A 20,750-nucleotide genomic window follows, 5' to 3' on the forward strand; every position below is an offset into this window, starting at 1 on the left:
CTTTAGTAGGAAATCACTTAATTTTTATTAACTAAAAATCTTTCTGTGGAAGTAATACCAGCATACATACCATCTAGTGCCCCAACAAATGCATTGTGAACTGACTCAGCAGTTACTTCTCGCCCAGCATACGACAAGTCTCTTGTAGCACATGCATCTTCAATAAGTGTCGCTTGATACCCTAAATCTACAGCTGCTCTAACAGTCGCGTCAATACACATATGAGTCATCATTCCAACGACCACAACGCTAGTTATCTCTTTTTCTTTTAATTTACTTTGAAGAGTCGTATTCAAAAAACTATTTGGAAAATGTTTGATCACAACTTCTTCACCCTTTTCAGGTTGAATGGAGGTGTGGATTTCAACGCCTTTTGTATCGGGAATGAAAAATCCCATTGACGGATCACTAGCGATATGCTGTACGTGAAAAATGTTTTCTTTATTATTTTTTCTAAACCATTTTAGAACCTTAGTGGCATTTAAAAGGGCTTGATCTGGATTGACTAATGGCATATTCCCATCTTGGAAATAATCGTTCTGTATATCTACAATAATTAAAGCTGTATTCATTTTCAGTCACCTCATATGTTTTTTTTGTTATACTATATATAATAAAGAAAGTATTTTTATCGGTCTATACACCAATGAAACTCTATTAGGCCATATACTTTCATGATGAAAGGATTGTATCATGGATATTGATAACATTGACTTTAAAATTCTTAAACTATTATCTAAAAATTCTCGTATCCAGTGGAAAGAACTAGGTAGGGAAATAAATATGACCGGACAAGCAGTGGGAAATAGAGTTCGAAAACTTGAAGAAGCTGGTATAATTGAATCTTACACATTAGCAATTAATGAGTTGAATTTAGGGATTTTTTATACTGGTTTTATTATTATTTATTTAAAAACTTCATGCCATAAATCTTTTATTCAGTATATTAATACTCGAAGTGAAATAGTTGAAGTTAATCGTATATCTGGAGAAGGTTGTTATCATTTAAAAGTAAAAGTTTATTCTCAGGATACATTGAACCATATCCTTGAAGAAATCCTTGAGCATGGTAGTTACCAACTATACTTGTCTGTAAATGAGATTAAGCATGCTAATATTTTAGATTTAGAATCAAACATAAACTAATCGCTTTTATAGTAAATTACCAAGGTTAGGAAAAAGTCGATTTTGCATATCTATTAAACAACAGATGCGCTCCAACTGCTTATATATAAATAAGATACGCTGAAAATCTAAAGTAGATTTCCAGCGTATCTTATTATTTTACTTGATCTTTTGTCTCATCACTTTTAAAAATTATTGAATATCTTACAAAGAACGTTAAAGACACGTATAGCAGTCGTCTTAACAGTTCATTTAGCTTATACATTAGGACATTCTATGACTTCGTCAATAATGATAACTGTATCCCCAGAAACGCAACATCCTTATTAACGTTGCACTATGATTTATCCTTTAACCTGTTTAATCAACATATCCCTTAATAGGCATATTATTCCAAAATTTTTCTACAACTATAGTATGATAATTAAAACGGTATGGAGGAACTAATGTGAATCAGGTTGTAACAACTGCTTCTGTTATAAGAAATAACAACACCGAAGTAGAAAAAATCAAGGTAGACGTTATCGGCCAATATGGAAGAAGAAATTATGAGCTAAAAAAAGGAGCTTATTACATATTGGAACCTATAAATGAAGAGCTTAAGCATTTAAAAGATAGACTGGTGTTAATTAAAGGATTTAAAGAAATTACAGCAGGATACTCGGTTAAGGTTTTCTTAGTCGAGGAGAAAAAAGAGTTAATCGTTGCCCTTGGAGAGTTAAAGAGCTTGTCTAAAAACTAGATTGAGAGTTCTTAGAAAGGGTAATATAAGTATAATCTTTATTCTGAATAAAATCTATATCATGCGTTTACTCCTGCCAATTGAATTTTTCCATTAATTTAAAGGTGGAAAGCATAAAAAAATAGCTTATGGATTTATCATTTTTAGTTCTTTCAGAAATCATTTAGTTCTCTCACCGAAAGTTGCATCTAAAAGAACCTATTATTTTTCTTTTTTATCTGGTATAGCTCTGATCTGCGGTCTTTGAACACATTGATTTGTGTTTTGATTTCTTTTCGATGACTCAAATCTAATTCAGCAGTCAGAATGGTTTCTTCTTCTGCACTTTCAGCCAAAGCTTCTCCTAATGAATCCAAAATCACAGAATGTCCACAAAATTTCAGTTCGTTTGCTTGACCAATACTATTGACGCCTACCACAAACACTTGATTTTCAATGGCTCGAGCCTTCAGTAAAGTCTGCCAATGACTGACGCGTGGGTGCGGCCAGGCTGCTGGAACAAATAAAATTTCAATCTCTTCAAGCGCCAACAAGCGAATCCATTCTACAAACCGCAAATCATAACAGGTTGCAATGCCTACTTTAATGCCATCTAATTCAAACACACCTAGTTCTTGACCTGGTGTAAAGACTTTATCTTCTTCAGAAGGTGAAAACAAGTGCACCTTATGGTAGGTATGAATCAGTTGACCCATTCGGTCGTACTGGTAACTTGAATTAAATAGTTGTCCGTTAGAAATCGTTGCGACAGTGCCGCCCACAATATTGACCTGATGTGTTTTACTTAATCTACTAAGCAGAGCTTTTGACCTTATACCTTCTTTATCTGCGTTCTCTTTAACGTCTTTTGGATAGAATGAAAGGTTCCACATTTCAGGAAGTACAATTGTATCTGGAGACTCTTTTCGAATAATGTCCCCCACGAGCTGCTCGATTTTTTCTTCATTCTTGACTGGATCATTGAACGCAAGATCCATTTGAATCGCACTGATTTTCATTGTTACTGCCTCCCCTCTCTTACTCGAAATTATCTGCTATATCTTTTTGATTTGTTTTCAACAGGTACTGGTATAGCGCTCCGTACAGGTTCGCCTCATTTCCCAACTCACTTTGAACAACATTCGCTTGAAAACCGTTAATTTCTGTCATAAAATCTTCAGCAAACAAGTGATTAACGGCTTGCTGAATTCCTTTAACAAATAACGGTTCTTCACTCATACCGCCCCCAATCACAATCAATTCAGGATCAAACATGGTTTGAAAGTTCATGATCTGAGCTGCAATGGTCTGACAGTATTGCGAAAATAGTTCTTCCGCTTTCTGATTACCCGCTTTAATTTCTTTGAAGAACTCTATCCCAGAATAGTGTTTTGGATCTTCGCCAAGAGCTTCGGCGGCTCGCTTAACCAGTTTCACTGCGCTGCCTTTATTCGCAAATACTTTGTCTTTAGCTAGCGGCGACTGGCCATCCGTTCTAATCATAGAGAATTCCCCAGCTGCTAAATGATGTCCTTTAATCAACTGACCATTTGCAATAACGCCCCCACCAATTCCTGTTCCAATGATCAGTGCAATACCATCTTTTATACCATGTAACTTCCCTTTCCAAACTTCTCCAAGGGCAGCACTTTTACCGTCATTTTCGATCACAATCGTCCGATCGATCTTTTCTTCCAGTTTTTCTTTTAAATTCATTTGATGAATAAACTCAAGGGATCCTCCGTGAACAGCATAGCCTGTACTTGAATCAATAATGCCAGGCATGCTGAAAGCTACTCCAGAAATGTCACTTTTGAACTCGTTGTAAATATCTCCAATGGCGTCCATAAAGTCTTCCATATTATTTGTAGGTGTCTTGGTCTTGCCTTTAGTTAAAATCTCTTCTTCATTCATTACGGCATATTTGATTGAAGAGCCGCCTACGTCATATATTAAATAGTTCTTCATTGTATTCCTCCAACTTTAAACCAATTCATCTTTGATTGTTTCTTTTTTCTACACTATCACTACTCTACCATTTTACAAATTTTCTTGCTCCAAATCAGTTATTTGAATAAAGTTTTCTACTCGCCATTTGTAATATGTCATCGATTACACGCTATATTATTTTTTAAATCTGTACTAATTCTAATCTTTATTTGAATTCGAACAAATTTTAGTGTATAAATAGTATATAAGAAGTAAACGATTTCAAAGCAGTTATTCGCTCTTTGATATCCTATACGGTTCTTACATCACAATGTAACCGTGTACAAATCGTTTATAGTTTAATCCAGTTTATCTAAAGAAGGAGAAGTTATTATGTCAATGAAAACAATCATGTTAGTGTGCGCTGCCGGAATGAGTACAAGTATGCTTGTATCTAAAATGGAAAAAGCTGCTGAAGCAGATGGTGTTGAAACGGATATTTTTGCAGTTTCTGCCAATGAAGCGGATAGTTACCTAGCTTCTAAACCTGTAGACGTTTTACTTCTAGGTCCTCAAGTTAAATTCCTTAAAAAACAGATGGAATCAAAAGTAGCCGATAAAGGTATCCCCGTTGAAGTCATTGATATGAGAGATTACGGAATGATGAATGGGAAAAGTGTTCTCGACAGAGCATTAGCTCTAAGCGAATAGTCCTTTTCGCACCGTTTAGACTTATCGAGCGCTTTTTAAGAAGGAGAATTGTGTATGTCAGATAGAACTGAAAAACAAGAAGAAATGCTTCAAACGATTATGGGATTAATCATGCATGGTGGAGATGCCAAAAGTAATGCGATGGAAGCCATTCACGCGGCTAAGGAAGGCGACTTCAAGGCAGCCGATGAGAAACTCAAACTCGCAGACGATGCGTTAATTCAGGCGCATCATTCACAAACGGGACTTTTGACCAGAGAAGCCTCTGGTGATAGCGTTGAAATGTCTCTTTTAATGGTTCATGGTCAAGATCACCTGATGAATGCTATTACCTTTAAAGATATGGCAGTAGAAATCATCGATCTCCACAAACGTCTTCAATAATTGTTTATCATAAATCACTAAAATAGCTCATCTACCTTAAAAAGTAGATGAGTTATTTTAATATATATTTATAAAGAACAGTTAGTCTGCATTTAGCGTTTAGACTACTCTCCGATTTTGAGAATAATTTTCCCGGTATTCTCGTTATCTTCCATTTGACGATGAGCTTCTTCTGCTTCATCAAATGGTAAAACCGAGTGAATAATCGGACGAATATCGCCTTTTTCAATCAACGGCATAGCATATTTCACAAATTCTTTTGTTAGTTTTGCTTTGTATGCATCACTTCTTGGCGTCAAAAGTGTTCCTTTTAAAGAAATCCGTTTTTGTAATAGATCAGTTAATGCGACTTCTTCTACAACCGTTCCGCCTAGCGTTCCGATGAGTATCCAGTTAGCATCCAGTCCAGCGCTTTGCATATTTTTCTCCCAATAAGAGGCGCCAACAAAATCAAGGATGACATCTACACCTTTATCATTTGTCACCGTATTGATTACTTCTTCAAACGCTTCTTTTTTGTAGTTGATTACAGTGTCTGCTCCAAGTTCTTTAGCCACTTTCAATTTATCCTCATGACCTGCTGTAGTAAAGATTTGTGCCTGACTCAGATGGCGTGCGAGTTGAATGGCTGCTGTTCCTACACCACTACCTCCAGCATGAATCAATACCTTCTGTTCTGACTGTAACTCTCCTAGCCAATATAGCGTCTGATACGCAGTTAGAAAAACTTCCGGGATTGCGACAGCTTCTTCCATAGATAAAGATTCATGAAATACGATTGCACGGTCTGCCGGCATCGTCACATACTCGGCATATCCACCTTGGTTAACGAGCCCTGCTACTTTTGTACCTGGTACAAGATCTTGATTTGTTGAATGATTCTCAACTACCACGCCACTCACTTCTACGCCTAAAATAGGATAAGGTTTTGAAAGTGACGGATTTTGTCTTGTCAGTGTATCGGTTCTGTTGATACTAGCTGCTTTAACCTCAATCAGAAGTTCCCCTTCTTTGGGTTGTGGTTTTTCTCGATCTTCTATGACGAGTTGCTCTCTTGATCCGGGTTCTTTAATTGTCCATGCACGCATGCTTTTCACTCCATTTGATTTAGTTTTCCAGTCTTACTTTAAATCAAGAAGTTTAAAAATAGCCAATGAAATGATTGGCTATTTTTATTGTTTATCAGACTCATTGATTAAAAAGTTTGTTCGATTTCTTTTATGCGTTGGTAAAGCTCTTCGTTCACTGGTGTAGAGATACCATATTGTTTGGCTTTTTCTAAAATCGTTCCTGCAAATAAAGCGACTTCTGTTTGTCTTTTCGCAAGACCATCTTGTCGCATAGAAGGCATACCTTTCGGGTCAACGGTATCAATGATATCAAATGCATTCTGAATATGCATTTCTTCAAGTTGAATGCCTTCTGCCTGAGCAATTTCAACCACTTCACCCATAGCAGCTCTCGCCTGTTCATGATAAGCTCCGCCTGTTTGAATACCTTCGTACGTTGTTTCATGTACCATTACGACTTGATTAACCCCAACATTCATAATGAACTTTTCCCAAATTTTCAGCATGATGTTTTCTTCAATTTTATAAGGAAAATTGGCTTCATCAAAAATTCCTGATACAATGTTGAGTCTTTCAAGCTTCTCAGGCACCTCAGCGCCTATCTGCAGCCAGCCTTTAACTTTTGAGCGAACATTTTGTCCATCCCTTGTCGCATCCATTCCAATCGCTACTGTCGGAATCACTTTTTCTTCCCCAAATCTGGCACCTAGAATATCCTCACTACTTATACCGTTAATCAAAGATAAAATGGTGGATTGAGGTCCTACTTGATGCTTCATAGAGTCCATTCCGCTATCTAGTGTCAGCGACTTTGTACAAACAATAATCAGGTCAGAAGGGTTTCCTTGATCGGTTTCCAGTACGTAATTAAAATCGCACGGTTCACCGTTCAGTGTAACACCCTCTCGCTCGTATCGTTCTTTTCTTTCTTTGCTTACAATGACTTTAACCCGTTCTTTACCAAGTTCATTTGAAAGGTGCTGTCCGTACAAAATGCCTAGCGCCCCTAGTCCTACTATGGCTACAGTTTGATCATTCATATTCTATCCCCTTTAGAGATTTTTTTAAATTCATTCATTTCTTATCATAACATATTCTTTTTCAATTATTTTCTACATCATTATATTCTATACTATCGTTTTGTTTGAAACTTTTAAAAATGATTATCCCAACCGGAATCGCTACTAGTAACTCAGTTATTGGCATGGCAAACCATATGGTATTTGCATTAAACAGAGTCGGTAATAGTATAATCAATCCTCCACTCAACACCAAACCTCTGGTTACCGAAATCGCAAAAGAAATTCCAGGTTTTTCTGTTGATTGGAAATAATATGTGGCGAATATATTAAAAGGTAGTAACAAGAATGACAGACTATAGCTTCTAATAATAAATGGTGCAATGTTCAGAACGGCTTCTGTTGGTGCCATAAAAAGATATACAAATGCAGTTGGGAACATTAATGTTACAAAAGCCCATCCAATACTTATGATCGTTACGGTACTTAAACTGAGTTTCAAGGTAGCAATCGTTCTCTTTATTTTCTTCGCCCCATAATTAACAGATAACAATGGTTGAGCTGCCTGACCGATTCCGTATCCACAACATTGTACAAATGTACCAATGTTGACAATAATTCCATAAATAGATAAAGCATTTGTTCCTAGATGAATCATAATTTGTCTGTTGAATAACATCGTTACGATTCCCATTGAAATATCAATGAAGAATGTAGAGAATCCAGTATTCAAGACGGCTAGTAATTTTCTAGGTAAATGACTAATTTTCACTATACGTAATGTATTTTTCTTGCTGAAGAAGTGAGTAGTTAATATAGCTAAGGTAAGTATTGCCCCTCCAGCAGTTGCTAATCCTGCTCCAGATATTCCCATATCGAATACAAATACAAACAAATAGTCTCCTACTACATTGAACAATCCACCCATTAAAACTGCCTTGGTTGCCAGAACTGGATTAGAGTCGTTAGTCAGAAAAGCAATCAAAAATTTGTTCATAAGAAAAACGGGTACAATCATCTTAATGGGCACCAAGTACCTTTTAGCCAGAATCATTAATGCTTCATCTGCACCGAACAATGTAAAAAGGTGTTCCTCAAAAATTAAAAGCACTCCCCAAATGATAATTGAAAACATTATTGTTAAGAGTAGCGAGATTGAAAAATATTCATTTGCTTTATTTTTATTTTGAGTTTGGCCAAATACTCGGCTAAATAGTACTGCTCCACCAATGCCCGAAAAAAGTCCTAAGCTATATAGTATATTCCATATTGGTGCAATTACAGCCATAGTTGCTGCACCTTCTGGCCCATGATATTGCCCTACTACGGCTGTATCTACCAATCCATATATACAGCCGATTAAAGCACTCCCGAATGCAGCTACAAGATATTTTTGATAAACTTTTTTTACGTTGTCTGTTAATAAATTCATTTTTTCCTCCACAAAAAAAAGCTGGATAAGAAAACAGATAAAGTATCTGTCTCTCTTATCCAGCTTATTATTTTTAAAATATGCCCTCCGAGTAAAATCTTATTCAATTGTACTTCAGATCATTCTACAGAACAGCACTTAGTTGTAATATTTATTCAAATCTTATGTTACTTGATTGATTACATCATGCCGCCCATTGCGCCTGGATCCATTCCAGCTCCTGGAGCTTCTGGTTCAGGAATATCTGCAACAGCTGCTTCAGTTGTAAGAAGTAATGCAGAAACAGAAGCTGCATTTTGTAATGCTGAACGCGTTACTTTTGTAGGATCAATGATGCCTGCTTCTACCATGTTGACCATTTCACCAGTAGCTGCATTGAATCCGATACCAGGTTCTACATGTTTCAGGCGTTCTACGATTACGCTACCGTCAAGTCCTGCATTGAAAGCAATTTGGCGTACAGGTTCTTCAAGCGCACGAATCACGATTTTAACACCTGTTGCTTCGTCGCCAGTTGCTTCAATTTCTTGAAGTTTACTTAAGATGTTGATATAAGCCGTACCACCACCGGCGATCACGCCTTCTTCAACTGCTGCACGTGCAGCATTCAAAGCATCTTCAATACGTAATTTACGTTCTTTGATTTCCGTTTCAGTAGCTGCTCCAACTTTGATCACCGCTACTCCGCCTGCAAGTTTTGCAATACGCTCTTGTAATTTCTCACGGTCAAATTCAGAGTTGGTTTCTTCAGCTTGTGCGCGAAGCATTGCAACACGTTGTTCGATATTACCTTTATCACCAGTTCCTTCAACAAGTGTTGTATCGTCTTTTGTAACAACTGCTTTACCAGCAACACCCAATTGATCAATCGTCATATCTTTGAAATCTAGTCCAAGATCATCTGTGATTACTGTACCATTTGTTAAGATCGCGATATCCTCAAGCATCCCTTTACGACGGTCACCGAAACCAGGCGCTTTAACCGCTACAACGTTCAACGTTCCTCTAATTTTGTTTAGTACTAAAGTAGGTAGTGCTTCTCCTTCAATATCATCCGCAATAATTAGTAAAGCACGATTTTGTTGCATAATGTTTTCAAGTACAGGAAGAATATCCTGAACTGATGAAATTTTCTTGTCTGTAATCAAAACGTATGGATTTTCAAGAGTTGCTTCCATTTTTTCGTTGTCTGTTACCATGTATTGAGAAAGGTAACCACGGTCGAATTGCATACCTTCGACAACGTCAAGTTCTGTTTCAATACCTTGAGACTCTTCAATAGTGATGACACCGTCACTACCAACTTTTTCCATAGCATCTGCTAGTAACTGACCAATTTCCCCATCTCCAGAAGAAATCGCAGCGATTTGAGCAATTGACTCTTTACCTTCAACTTTAGTAGACGCTTCGTGTAATGCTTCAACAGCTTTTCTAGTTGCCATTTCGATTCCGCGACGAATGCCTACTGGATTTGCTCCAGCTGTCACGTTTTTCATTCCTTCGTTTACAATAGCTTGAGCCAGTACTGTTGCTGTAGTTGTACCGTCACCGGCAATATCATTTGTTTTGCTTGCAACTTCAACTACTAATTGTGCGCCCATATTCTCAAACTGATCTTCAAGTTCGATTTCTTTAGCAATCGTTACACCATCGTTAGTGATTTGAGGAGCACCGAAAGCTTTATCTAAAATAACGTTTCTTCCTTTGGGTCCTAATGTTACTTTTACTGTATTTGCTAATTTGTCAACTCCACGTAGCATAGCTGAACGTGCGTCTTCAGAAAATTTAATATCTTTAGCCATGGTTTCCATTCACCTCTTGATAAAATTTTAAGTTCAAGTTTTGGTTTATATAATTAATTTGACCGTATCGGTACGAATACTTTACAACTGTGAAAAAACTATTCTACTACAGCAATGATGTCTGTATCTTTAAGCACTAGGTAGTCTTTACCTTCGTATTTCACTTCAGAGCCTGCGTACTTTTCAAAAATAACTTTTTCTCCAACAGCAACGTCGACTTCTGCACGTCTACCATCTTCCAGTACTTTACCATTACCTACTGCTACAACTTTCGCTGTTTGTGGCTTTTCTTTTGCCGATTCTGGTAAAACAAGTCCACTGACAGTTTTTTCTTCTTCTTTGATGACTTCTAGAAGAACACGATTTCCTAAAGGTTTTAACATGGTGTTATCCCTCCGATAATTTTTTAGTTGATTAGATTCGTGTTAGCACTCTAAGTGCGCGAGTGCTAACTCCAATACTTAGTATATTCAAAACGAGGATTTCTTGCAACCCTTTTGATGTTAAAAAATCGATTAAAAATCTCATCTGGAATACGCTTAGCTTTTATGTTAAGTTACTAGTATTGTCAGCTTTGACTAAACGTTATGATAGAGCGAGGATGAGTCACATGGACACACACAACAAAAAAAGAACCGGACTACAAATCGTACTAATTTACATTATGATTCAAATGTTAACTGTACTATCTAATCAGGTATTACCCGCTTCTTTACAGCCTGCTGGTGGAATCTGGTCGAATATCCTTTTATTCTGTTTAGGAGCCGGGCTTATGATTTACCTGGATAGAAAAAAACAATTCGATCTTTTCTTCGAAAAACCCCTCAACACTCAAAAATCAGAAGTGATTCTTTGGGGAGTCGTTGGCTTCGCTATCGCAGTTGTTTCCCAGTATGTTGCTACATTTATTGAAGTAAGTTTCTTAGGAACACCCGTCACCTCTCAAAATACCCAAGGCATTCTTGAAATCATCAAGCGATATCCTTATTTCTTTTTGACGGTCGCTATCGCAGGCCCTATTATGGAAGAGTTTGTCTTCCGAAAAGTTTTATTCGGTCTGAGTATTGGAAAAATTGGTGGTATTGGGGCTGCAGTAGTCAGTTCTTTAGCCTTCGCTTTCATTCACTTTGATGGTAGAATGCTGGTTTACTCCGTTATGGGACTGGTCTTTTCTTGGTTATACTATAAAACCAAAAATATCTGGACACCTATTATCGCTCATAGTTTAATGAATACATTCGCTATACTTCAAATATTTTTTGTATAAGGAACATGCTTTATGAAAGGATTTTTTAATGACAACTAAACAATTACTCACTTATATCTTTTTGAAATATGCTATGTTTGCCGCTTTGATTTATGTAACCATCAATTCTGTCCAAAGAGATGGCTGGGATTTTTTCCCCATACTATTCGTTCTTTTAGCTACCCGAGACTTTGTACAAGGTACGCGTTTAGTACAAGTCTACTATAAAATCAAAAAAAATTACAAAGTTTAAAAAACTGCAAGCTGCTCGTTCAAGTGTTTGAACGAATAGCCTGCAGTTTTTTGATTAGCTCTTTAATCTTCTTCGACAAAAAGCTCTCCTGTATCTTCATCAATCACGACTTCATCTTCAGCCTCATCTAGCTCTTGATAATAGTTGATAAAATAAATCAATGTTTGAAGCTCATTGGTCAAATCGACATTATGTACTCGGATATTATCCGGTACATTTACTCGAATTGGAGTAAAGTTCATAATTCCTTTTACGCCGCCTTCAACTAATTTGTTCGCCATTTCTTGGGCGATTTCTGAAGGGACCGTCAGTATGGCAACATCTATCTGTTGTAAATCAAGTTGTTCTACCATCTCATCGATATGATAGACAGGTACGCCTTGATGAACCGTACCAATCAGTTCTTTATTCACATCAAAGCCAGCACTAATTCTTGTATTATTGCTACGTCTGAAGTTATAGTTCAATAGCGCTTGTCCAAGATTCCCTACGCCGATTAAAGCGACATTCGTCAGGCGGTCTTGATTGAGCGTCTTGCTAAAAAAGTTCATCAGTGCTTCGACATCGTATCCATACCCTCTTTTACCTAACGCTCCAAAGTATGAAAAGTCTCTTCTGATTGTTGCGCTATCTACTTTTACGGCTTCACTCAATTTTGCTGAGGATACTCGGCTCTTCCCGGCTTCGTGGAGAAAGCGTAAATAACGATAATAAAGGGGTAACCTTCTTGCAGTTGCTTTAGGAATCTTCTTTTCTACCATGCTTTTTCTCCTTTATGGTTTAATTGCCTTTTCTGATTGAAAGGTTAATCCTATTTAAGTTAATTTTATGAATCAGATTTCACAAGTGTAAGAGATGTTTCACTAGTTATTATAGCATGTAAATCGGAAAATGAAAGTTAATATGACCATAAAATAAGCGTTTGTAGCTACGTTAACTTTAATCACTAACAAACTTTCCAAGTAGTTTGTGAAAAAACATCTGTATAATGGACAATTTGGCTTATTATTTTGACTATTCAAAGTAACCGATTACATAAAAAGTTTTTTGAATTCCTCCTATTCTGTTACCTGTATATCATTCTTTAGATATGCTACACTTATACGGAAAAGCACTTAGTCTATAGAGATAAAAAGACCTAATAATTCAAAATGAGGAATTTAAATGATTTTATTACAAACTCAGAAAGTTGCACGTCACTTCGGTGCAGAGATTTTGTTCGATGACGTTACTCTAGAAATCAAAGAAGCTGCCCGAGTCGGACTAGTTGGAAGAAATGGTGCAGGAAAATCAACTTTACTTCATATTATATCTGGACAAGAAGAGCCCGATGCTGGACGCGTGAACAAAAAAAGAGATTTGACTATCGGTTATCTAGATCAACATACCGGCTTAGAGTCGACTAGAACTATATGGGAAGAAATGCTGACCGTCTTTGAGTCTGTCATTCAACTCGAAAAAGAAATGCGTCAATTAGAAGCCAAAATGAGTGATCCTAGTCTCCTAGAAGATCAAGGGCAATATCAGGAACTACTCAAACGCTATGACATCATGCAAGAATCCTTCAAACAACAAAATGGCTACGGTTATGAAAGTGAAATCCGTTCCGTACTTCATGGTTTCCGTTTTTACGAAGAAGACTTTTCAATGCCGATCTCTCAATTATCTGGTGGTCAAAAAACACGCTTAGCGCTTGCCCAATTGCTACTGGAGAAAAAAGATCTATTAGTTTTGGATGAGCCCACTAACCATTTAGATATTGATACGCTAGCTTGGCTTGAAAAATACCTTTTAAGTTATACAGGCGCTCTACTGATTGTTTCACATGACCGCTATTTTCTAGATAAGGTTGTCAATGAAATCTACGAAGTAAGCAACGGAAAGGTTCAACACTTTACAGGAAACTATTCTAATTATTTGAAACTAAAAGCAGAGCTTATTCAAAAAATGTGGAAAGAATACGAAAAGCAACAGAAGAAAATCGAGAAGACTGAAGATTTTATCAATCGGAATCTTGTTCGAGCTTCTACGACCAAACGTGCTCAATCCAGAAGAAAAATGCTGGATAAGATGGATAAAATGGGCAAACCGCAAGATGACGAAAAGTCGGCTAACTTTAATTTTTATACTGAAAGAGAATCAGGTAGCGTTGTTCTTCAAACGGAAGAGCTTGCTATAGGATATGATGATCATGTCTTATCTGAATCCATCAATTTAGATATTCGAAAAACAGATGCGATCGCTTTAGTCGGTCCAAATGGAGTCGGAAAAACGACCTTGCTCAAAACACTGGTTGGTCAGATTCCAGAATTAGCTGGTTCTATCCAGCTTGGTACTAAAGTGGATACTGGTTATTATGATCAAGAACAAACTCTGCTTCATTCAACGAAGCGTGTTTTAGACGAACTATGGGATGAACACCCAACAATCCCTGAACAATCTATTCGTACGTTACTAGGAAGCTTTCTGTTTTCTGGAGATGACGTTGAAAAATCTATTTCTTCTTTAAGTGGTGGCGAAAAAGCACGTGTTGCTTTAGCAAAACTAGCTATGGAAAAAAACAATTTCCTTATACTAGATGAACCCACTAACCATTTGGATATAGACTCCAAAGAAGTTTTAGAAAACGCGCTGATTGATTTCGAGGGAACGCTTTTATTCGTTTCCCATGACCGATACTTTATTAATCGTATGGCTACTAAAGTTCTTGAAATCAATCAAGATGGACTCACACTGTATTTAGGTGATTACGATTATTATCTCCAAAAGAAAGAAGAACTAGAAGCATTATCTGCGCTTAAAAACACAGGAGAAACTAATCAACCAAATCCGGTTGCATCATCCACCTCTTCACTGTCTAATGGCTCTAATCGTGCCCAGCAAAAAGAGCAACAAAGAGAAACACGTCGTTTAGAGCGATTAATAGAAGAACTAGAACAGAAATTGCAAGTAAATGAAGAAAAATTGGATGAGGTTCATCAACAGCTCAGCGATCCTGCCATTTATGATGATGCAGATCAGGCGGCGCGACTTTCAAGCGAACACGAAAAACTTCAAGCAGAGCAAGAGACACTCATGGAACAATGGGAAACGGCTAGTGTCGAACTCGAAAGTTTTCAATAAAGACTGAAATAACGTCTTTTAAGAATAACGATGCACACGTAGATCTTATTCTTACCATCCAATACAGGTATACTTATTTAAAAGCTGTTTAGCGTAACTTTCAAACCTTTAAATAACTATTGGTATACCTAAAAACATTATTGCATTAATTTTTGATTAAGGTATAATAAAATCAAATTGCTATAATAAAGAATACATTCATCAATTAAATTTCAGTATAACAATGATTCAATGATAGTTATTGTTAAAAAAGGGGCTTGTTTTACATGGATCAAATGGATAAGAAAATTGTTGAGATACTTCAAAAAAACAGTCGTGCATCTTTAAAAGAAATTGCAGGAGAAACGTATCTTTCTTCTCCAGCTGTCTCAGCTCGTATCCACCGTTTGGAGAACGAAGGTATTCTTGGAAGATATATTGCTTCCCCAGACTTGAAAAAAATGGGCTATCATATTCAAGCGTTTATTCATTTAGACTTAAGCCCCACTCAGAAAGAAGATTTTTATCCATACATTCAACAGTCGACTAATGTATTGGAGTGTAACTGTGTAACCGGAGAGTTTTCAATGCTGATCAAAGCAGCTTACCCAACAACAACTGAGTTGGATGATTTCATAAACGATCTTCAACGATTCGGTAAAACATCTACACAAATCGTTTTTTCTACACCGATACCTGCTCGAGGCGTTCAGTTACTCGCATCTGAAGAAGCTGAAGCAAAATAAAAACCATTCCATTTCTGTAGCGACTCGATTAGAGTCCAAACAGATTTGGAATGGTTTTTTTATAGTGTTAGTCCTGGCTGTGCGTTTAATGCCAAATCTAATTGGTTATGTTCAGTTGAATCAATAAAAGCAGCTGCACCAATCATTGCGGCATTATCTCCACAGAGTGCTAGAGGTGGTACCACAAGTTCGACTGTTGATAATTCCTGTTCTACTGCTTGTGTCAGCGCTGTGCGTAACCCTTTGTTTGCGGCAACGCCTCCAGCTAGTACAATTTGCTTCACTTTTTTATCTTTTGCACATCTGATTGTTTTTTTGACCAATACTTCAACAACAGCTGCTTGGAAACTCGCTGCCAAATCATACCGATCTAAAACGTCTCCTTTTTGTTCAGCATTATGAACGGTATTGATGAACGAACTTTTTAGCCCGCTGAAACTGAAATCATTTGTGTCATCTTGCATCATTGCTCTTGGAAAGTTGAAGGTATCGGCTCCTTTGTGAGCCATTTCATCAATGTGCTTTCCGCCAGGGTAAGGGACACCAAGTACTCTGCCAATCTTATCATAAGCTTCTCCAGCAGCGTCATCCCGTGTTTCTCCAATGATCTCATACTCTCCTGGTGCGCTCATGTAGACCAGTTCTGTGTGTCCGCCACTAACGACCAAGGACAAAAGTGGGAATACTAGCGGTTGTACGAGTTGATTGGCGTAAATATGTCCGATGATATGATTCACGGGAATCAACGGTAAATCATGTGCATAGGCCACAGCTTTTGCTGCATTGACACCAATGAGTAAAGCCCCTACCAGTCCTGGACCTTCCGTAACCGCAATGGCATCAAGCTGGTCATAAGTCGTATTCGCTTCCTTTAGTGCTTCTTCCATGACAATGGTCATTTGCTCAACGTGATGTCTACTGGCTACTTCTGGGACAACGCCCCCAAACCTTTGATGACTTTTGATCTGAGAAGCGACAATATTTGATAACTGTTTTGTCCCATCTTCTATAACGGCAGCACTTGTCTCATCACAACTTGTTTCTATTGCTAAAATTCTTTTCATTCTAATATGCTCACTTTCATAATTCACATTTCAATACAACAGCGTCTTCTTGCGGATTTGAGTAATAGTTTGATCGAACACCAACAGGAACAAAACCCGATTTTTTATACAGTAAGATTGCCGGTTCATTCGATATCCGAACTTCTAAAAATAATTCTGTGACGTTTTCTTCTCGTAATCTTTTTTTGGTTTCTTGCAACAATTGAGTGGCGATACCATTTCGCTTAAAGTCTGTTTTGATTACAATCGTATATACCTCAGCTTCTAGGTGTACCTTAGAACCTCCCAGAAATCCAATGAGTTCTCCTTCGTATTCAACAAGTAAATAGAATAGATTGGACTGTTCGAAAGTTGCCTCAAATTGATCAATTGTCCAAGGGGATCCAAATGCAAAACTTTCCTCTGACAAGGCGTGTAGTGTTTCTGCAATATCTTCCTGATGCTCCAAAAAACGATAAACTAGATTTGATTGATTCATCTCCATCATGTTTGCTCCTCATGTCTGTTTCGGTCAGTTATTGGTTAACATCATTGTCATTTCCAATGCATCTTCTCTATCGTTTGCATAATACCCTTTTTTGACTCGCCCATTCGTAAATTGCATTTTTTTATACAGTCTTTGTGCTCGAGTATTTGATACTCGAACCTCTAAACTGATTTTATCCATTTTTTCAAAAATCGCAATCTGTTTCAATTCTTCAATCAAAAAAGTAGCTATCCCTCTACCCTCATACTCAGGAATTGTCGCGATATTCGTGATATGAGCCTCTCTTGAGACAAACCAAGATCCAAGGAAAGCGACTGGTTCCTTTTGATCCGTCACAACCATGTAAAAAGCATTTTTATTGTAACGGATCTCGTGGAACAGTGCTGCTCGATTCCAAGGTGTGTGACCATCATAGCATCTACGCTCAATCGAAAGAAGATCGTCAATGTGCTCTTCTGTAGCGATTTTTACACTCAAAAACTGTTCGTCACTTAGCGCAACGCAATGATGATCCAACCTGACACGCTCCGCTATTGGTCCAGGAAGCGGTTGTTTGTGCGCAGGTATTCTATCGGTCAACCATTGTTTAATATTTTTCAACCAAGCTTCCCCCTTTGTTATCAGGATTTGCCTCATTCCACTTTTCTTCTGCTTCTGTTAATTTCGTGTATTCAGGGACAAATGTATGAACGTCAACCGGTTCTTCTTCCGCTCCTATCCATGCAAGCACGCTAGCTTTTGGTAATTGCTGAAATTCTGGTAAAACAACTAAACGGTCTTTTAAATACCGCTGAAATACTTCTCGATGTTTTTCTGAATCTGTTCCAACAATTATAACAGGTTCTTTTCTTTCTAACAGCCTGTTGACCCATGTTTCTGCAGAGACGTGCTGGTCTTTTTCTAGTTGCTCTAACTTGCCGTTTACAAAACGGTAAAGTCCGGTATAGATGTTTCCTCTTCTAGCGTCCATGATGGGAACGACCAAAGCCTCTATCCCCTGGGGCGCGTTTCCTGCCAATACTTTTAAGCTAGACACACCTACAAGTTCTATTTCTCTTGTCCAAGCAAGTGTTTTGGCTACCGTGACCGCTATTCGGACTCCAGTATAAGATCCTGGTCCTTTGGCAACGACAACTCTGTCTATTTCTTCAATCTTCATGCCAGCATCTTGTATCACTCTTTGCACTGCTGGCATGAGCTGTATGCTATGATTTCTTTTAACATTCGCGGTTTGTTCTGCTACTGTTATACCGTTTTCTACTACGGCAACAGTCATTGTTTGATTAGATGTATCCATTGCTAGAATGCGCATTTGTTTTCTCCTTGCTGAATTCCTTTTCTTTAGTCTAGTTTAGCATATTTATCCTATACGAGAAACCAATGAGACACTGTTCACGAGCGTATTCTTTGCATTTTAGAGTAATTCACCTTATGATTATACTATAAGAACGAGTAACCGTTTTATCAGTTTTTAAATTGAGAGGAGTTTTCAATTATGGCAGATAACAAAGACAGCATGAAAAGTAAATTAAAAGGTGCTAAAGATAAAGTCGTTGGTGAAGCTAAAGACCAATACGGTAAAGCAACAGATGACAAGAGCAAACAAGTAGAAGGTAAAACTCAAAAAGTTGAAGGCAAAGGCCACGAAACATACGGTAAAGCCATCGAAGATAAAGACAAGCATTAATAAGATTAGTCAAACAATAAGTTCAGCCTACCTTTTACCCATTTGAAGGTAGGCTGATTTTGTACTATCAACCGAATCTTATAACTCACCTTACTTAAATTAAATATAAAAGGAGAAAAACGATGACTAGAATTCTGATCACGGGTGCTACCGGCACAATTGGAACAAACTTAGTGAAGCATTTGAAAGAAAGTTATGACTTAGTTCTTGCGGATGTTGATTTTTCTGATTTTCCCAGTGAATTAAAAGAAGGTTCAAAGATTATTGAAGAAGATTTAACGGTCTTAGAGAACTGGGAAAAAGTTTTAGATGGTGTGGAATATGTGATTCAGTTGGCAGGGAATCCTGATGCTGAAGCCAACTTTTATGAAGGCTTGCTGGACTTGAATTATAAGCTTCCTCAAAACCTCTATCAATCAGCAGAGAAAGCAAAAAGCGTGAAGCGCATTATCTTTGCTAGTTCAATCCATGCAAGTGATGCTTATCCAAAGAATGTTCAAGTTAAAACGTCTGATCCAATCAGACCGGATGATCTTTATGGTGTATCAAAAGTTTTTCTGGAAGGTTTAGCTAGCTATTATGCCTTTAAAAAAGGTATTGAATCGATTGGTATTCGTATTGGTGATTACAAGTCTCCGGGAGAAGGTGTGGATCCGGAAGCAGATATGTATTCAAGAGGAGCTTATTTTTCCTATAAAGATATGAATCACCTCATTGACTGCTGTTTGAAAGCCGAACTGGAAGAACCCTATTTACTTGTTAACGGCGTTTCCAATAATACATTCCCTAGACTAGATATTGATCAAGCTAGAGTTAAATTAGGATATCAACCACAAGTCAACGCATTCGAACTTTAACTCCATACTAAAAAAGGTTTACTAGAGTGGATTAGACTCTAGTAAACCTTTTTTATGCGCTGTCTCTTTTAATCAGTTTTGTACTGACGGTGACACTTTTGATTGCTTCTCTATCTTCTTGAATTCTTTCATGTAGAAGTTGAATTCCACTACGTCCCATCTCTTCTGTATATACCTTAACTGTAGTCAAAGACGGCGTTATGTATTTTGCAGTTGAGATATCATTAAATCCTATAATACTAACTTCTTCAGGAACTCTGATTTGATGCTCATAAAGGGCTTTGAGGCACCCAATCGCAATCGCATCATTTGCTGCAATAAATGCAGAAGGAAGATTTTCTTTACCTAGTTTTGTGATGGCTTTTTCCATATTGTCTTTGCCATCTTGTACTCGAAAAGCACCTTTGAAAAAGTACTGCTCGTTATAAAGCTGCTTTTTCTTGAGATAATTTTTTACATGATTCGTTCTTGGGTCTGTCCATGTACCGGAAAGATCACTATAAGACTCTTCTCCAGCTATAAATCCAATTTTTTCATGCCCCGTTTGAATCAGATAATCAATGTTTTGGCGCATCGCTTCCTTGAAATCAATTAGAACCGTATCATCTGCGCGGTCATCTGGAATATAGTCCACGAAGCAAATATAGGGAGCTTGTTGTCTCAGCTTTTTAACTTGGGTAGGACTAAATTTACCAATTGCTAGAATCCCTGCTAAGTCGCTCTCCATTTTCTCTTCTTCTCTATGATAAACTCGTACAATTTCATAATCCATCAGCTGCGCTTGCTGTTCTGCTCCCAGACGAATGGATAAGTAATATAGATCGTTTAGCTCCTCTTCTTCGGTATACCAGTTTACAATCGCAACTTTATACTTTTTCTGAGTAATTTTCTTGCGGTGATTCTTATATTCCAACTCTTCAGCAGCTTCGAAAATTCTTTTTTTCGTTTCATCTCCTACTGAAAGTGTTGGATCATAATTCAATACCCTGGAAACGGTCGAAGTAGAAACCTCTGCCTTTTCAGCTATATCTTTTAATGTCGCCATATCCTTACCCCTCCTTCCTTATCTTACCTATTGTACAAAAAGATGCTCAAAAGAGCACCTTTTTTATTTT

General features: G+C 37.5%; 24 protein-coding genes. 10 read left to right on the top strand and 14 right to left on the bottom strand.

All coding sequences use genetic code 11. The features are described 5' to 3' along the window. Positions 1-17: 17 nt before the first annotated feature. Entirely contained in the window at positions 18-572 is a 555-nt protein-coding gene (locus tag VXN63_RS08975; protein ID WP_327757705.1) for a cysteine hydrolase family protein, read from the bottom strand. Between the two features lie 121 nt (positions 573-693). Between VXN63_RS08975 and VXN63_RS08980 the strand changes: the two genes are divergently transcribed. Both VXN63_RS08980 and VXN63_RS08985 read left to right on the top strand, forming a co-directional pair. Continuing rightward, positions 694-1,146 (top strand): Lrp/AsnC family transcriptional regulator, encoded by a 453-nt coding sequence (locus VXN63_RS08980; RefSeq protein WP_327757706.1) that lies wholly within the window; start codon positions 694-696, stop codon positions 1,144-1,146. Positions 1,147-1,573: 427 nt separating this feature from the next. Next, positions 1,574-1,867, top strand: coding sequence for a hypothetical protein (locus tag VXN63_RS08985; RefSeq protein ID WP_327757707.1), 294 nt, complete (start codon positions 1,574-1,576; stop codon positions 1,865-1,867). A gap of 188 nt (positions 1,868-2,055) precedes the next feature. Here the strand turns inward: VXN63_RS08985 and VXN63_RS08990 are convergent, their stop codons facing one another. Together VXN63_RS08990 and VXN63_RS08995 are read right to left on the bottom strand one after the other, a co-directional pair. Continuing rightward, entirely contained in the window at positions 2,056-2,865 is an 810-nt protein-coding gene (locus tag VXN63_RS08990; RefSeq protein WP_327757708.1) for a carbon-nitrogen family hydrolase, read from the bottom strand. A gap of 19 nt (positions 2,866-2,884) precedes the next feature. Continuing rightward, positions 2,885-3,814 (bottom strand): ROK family protein, encoded by a 930-nt coding sequence (locus VXN63_RS08995; RefSeq protein ID WP_327757709.1) that lies wholly within the window; start codon positions 3,812-3,814, stop codon positions 2,885-2,887. Between the two features lie 354 nt (positions 3,815-4,168). On the opposite strand from VXN63_RS08995, the gene VXN63_RS09000 reads away from it, so the two are divergent. Continuing rightward, complete coding sequence (locus VXN63_RS09000; RefSeq protein ID WP_327757710.1) at positions 4,169-4,486, top strand: PTS sugar transporter subunit IIB; 318 nt, start codon at positions 4,169-4,171, stop codon at positions 4,484-4,486. A gap of 54 nt (positions 4,487-4,540) precedes the next feature. Beyond that, positions 4,541-4,870, top strand: a complete 330-nt coding sequence (locus tag VXN63_RS09005) for a PTS lactose/cellobiose transporter subunit IIA (RefSeq protein ID WP_327757711.1) — start codon at positions 4,541-4,543, stop codon at positions 4,868-4,870. Positions 4,871-4,974: 104 nt separating this feature from the next. On the opposite strand, the gene VXN63_RS09010 is transcribed toward VXN63_RS09005, so the two are convergent. The 5 genes from VXN63_RS09010 to groES all read right to left on the bottom strand — a co-directional run bounded on the left by VXN63_RS09010 (position 4,975) and on the right by groES (position 10,576). Next, positions 4,975-5,958 (bottom strand): NAD(P)H-quinone oxidoreductase, encoded by a 984-nt coding sequence (locus tag VXN63_RS09010; protein WP_327757712.1) that lies wholly within the window; start codon positions 5,956-5,958, stop codon positions 4,975-4,977. Positions 5,959-6,065: 107 nt separating this feature from the next. After that, the gene (locus VXN63_RS09015) at positions 6,066-6,980 is read right to left on the bottom strand and encodes a ketopantoate reductase family protein (RefSeq protein WP_327757714.1); all 915 of its coding nucleotides are present in this window, start codon (positions 6,978-6,980) and stop codon (positions 6,066-6,068) included. A 61-nt stretch (positions 6,981-7,041) separates the two neighbouring features. Next, entirely contained in the window at positions 7,042-8,391 is a 1,350-nt protein-coding gene (locus VXN63_RS09020) for an MATE family efflux transporter (protein WP_327757716.1), read from the bottom strand. A 179-nt stretch (positions 8,392-8,570) separates the two neighbouring features. Further along, on the bottom strand, positions 8,571-10,193 hold the full coding sequence (groL, locus tag VXN63_RS09025; RefSeq protein WP_327757717.1) for a chaperonin GroEL: 1,623 nt from the start codon (positions 10,191-10,193) through the stop codon (positions 8,571-8,573). A 98-nt stretch (positions 10,194-10,291) separates the two neighbouring features. Continuing rightward, the gene (groES, locus tag VXN63_RS09030) at positions 10,292-10,576 is read right to left on the bottom strand and encodes a co-chaperone GroES (protein WP_225743163.1); all 285 of its coding nucleotides are present in this window, start codon (positions 10,574-10,576) and stop codon (positions 10,292-10,294) included. Positions 10,577-10,803: 227 nt separating this feature from the next. On the opposite strand from groES, the gene VXN63_RS09035 reads away from it, so the two are divergent. Both VXN63_RS09035 and VXN63_RS09040 read left to right on the top strand, forming a co-directional pair. After that, positions 10,804-11,460 carry a CPBP family intramembrane glutamic endopeptidase gene (locus VXN63_RS09035; protein WP_327757718.1) on the top strand — a complete coding sequence of 219 codons (657 nt, stop codon included), beginning with the start codon at positions 10,804-10,806 and terminating at the stop codon, positions 11,458-11,460. A 28-nt stretch (positions 11,461-11,488) separates the two neighbouring features. Continuing rightward, the gene (locus tag VXN63_RS09040) at positions 11,489-11,692 is read left to right on the top strand and encodes a DUF4305 domain-containing protein (RefSeq protein ID WP_225743161.1); all 204 of its coding nucleotides are present in this window, start codon (positions 11,489-11,491) and stop codon (positions 11,690-11,692) included. 62 nt (positions 11,693-11,754) lie between these two features. On the opposite strand, the gene VXN63_RS09045 is transcribed toward VXN63_RS09040, so the two are convergent. Continuing rightward, positions 11,755-12,453 carry a redox-sensing transcriptional repressor Rex gene (locus VXN63_RS09045; protein WP_225743160.1) on the bottom strand — a complete coding sequence of 233 codons (699 nt, stop codon included), beginning with the start codon at positions 12,451-12,453 and terminating at the stop codon, positions 11,755-11,757. A gap of 403 nt (positions 12,454-12,856) precedes the next feature. On the opposite strand from VXN63_RS09045, the gene VXN63_RS09050 reads away from it, so the two are divergent. Both VXN63_RS09050 and VXN63_RS09055 read left to right on the top strand, forming a co-directional pair. Then, on the top strand, positions 12,857-14,815 hold the full coding sequence (locus tag VXN63_RS09050; protein ID WP_327757720.1) for an ABC-F family ATP-binding cassette domain-containing protein: 1,959 nt from the start codon (positions 12,857-12,859) through the stop codon (positions 14,813-14,815). A 266-nt stretch (positions 14,816-15,081) separates the two neighbouring features. Next, entirely contained in the window at positions 15,082-15,540 is a 459-nt protein-coding gene (locus tag VXN63_RS09055; protein WP_327757721.1) for an Lrp/AsnC family transcriptional regulator, read from the top strand. Between the two features lie 59 nt (positions 15,541-15,599). Here the strand turns inward: VXN63_RS09055 and tsaD are convergent, their stop codons facing one another. The 4 genes from tsaD to tsaB are packed head-to-tail and all read right to left on the bottom strand — an operon-like array spanning position 15,600 to position 18,403. Then, positions 15,600-16,604: a tRNA (adenosine(37)-N6)-threonylcarbamoyltransferase complex transferase subunit TsaD gene (tsaD, locus tag VXN63_RS09060; RefSeq protein WP_327757722.1), complete on the bottom strand. Its 1,005-nt coding sequence runs from the start codon at positions 16,602-16,604 to the stop codon at positions 15,600-15,602. Positions 16,605-16,620: 16 nt separating this feature from the next. Continuing rightward, positions 16,621-17,088 (bottom strand): ribosomal protein S18-alanine N-acetyltransferase, encoded by a 468-nt coding sequence (rimI, locus tag VXN63_RS09065; RefSeq protein ID WP_327757723.1) that lies wholly within the window; start codon positions 17,086-17,088, stop codon positions 16,621-16,623. 27 nt (positions 17,089-17,115) lie between these two features. After that, a complete protein-coding gene (gene rimI, locus VXN63_RS09070; RefSeq protein WP_327757724.1) occupies positions 17,116-17,691 on the bottom strand; it encodes a ribosomal protein S18-alanine N-acetyltransferase in 576 nt (191 codons plus the stop codon). Continuing rightward, positions 17,678-18,403, bottom strand: coding sequence for a tRNA (adenosine(37)-N6)-threonylcarbamoyltransferase complex dimerization subunit type 1 TsaB (tsaB, locus tag VXN63_RS09075; protein ID WP_327757725.1), 726 nt, complete (start codon positions 18,401-18,403; stop codon positions 17,678-17,680). The genes rimI (VXN63_RS09070) and tsaB overlap by 14 nt, the downstream gene beginning before the upstream one ends. A 183-nt stretch (positions 18,404-18,586) precedes the next feature. Here tsaB and VXN63_RS09080 point away from each other — a divergent pair, with 183 nt between their 5' ends. Further along, positions 18,587-18,778, top strand: a complete 192-nt coding sequence (locus tag VXN63_RS09080; protein WP_327757727.1) for a CsbD family protein — start codon at positions 18,587-18,589, stop codon at positions 18,776-18,778. A gap of 122 nt (positions 18,779-18,900) precedes the next feature. Next, positions 18,901-19,635, top strand: a complete 735-nt coding sequence (locus VXN63_RS09085; protein WP_327757728.1) for an NAD-dependent epimerase/dehydratase family protein — start codon at positions 18,901-18,903, stop codon at positions 19,633-19,635. 52 nt (positions 19,636-19,687) lie between these two features. On the opposite strand, the gene VXN63_RS09090 is transcribed toward VXN63_RS09085, so the two are convergent. Continuing rightward, a complete protein-coding gene (locus VXN63_RS09090; protein WP_327757729.1) occupies positions 19,688-20,680 on the bottom strand; it encodes a LacI family DNA-binding transcriptional regulator in 993 nt (330 codons plus the stop codon). Positions 20,681-20,750 lie beyond the last annotated feature (70 nt).

It is taken from the genome of Marinilactibacillus sp. XAAS-LB27, from assembly GCF_036039175.1.
Taxonomy (GTDB): domain Bacteria; phylum Bacillota; class Bacilli; order Lactobacillales; family Carnobacteriaceae_A; genus Marinilactibacillus.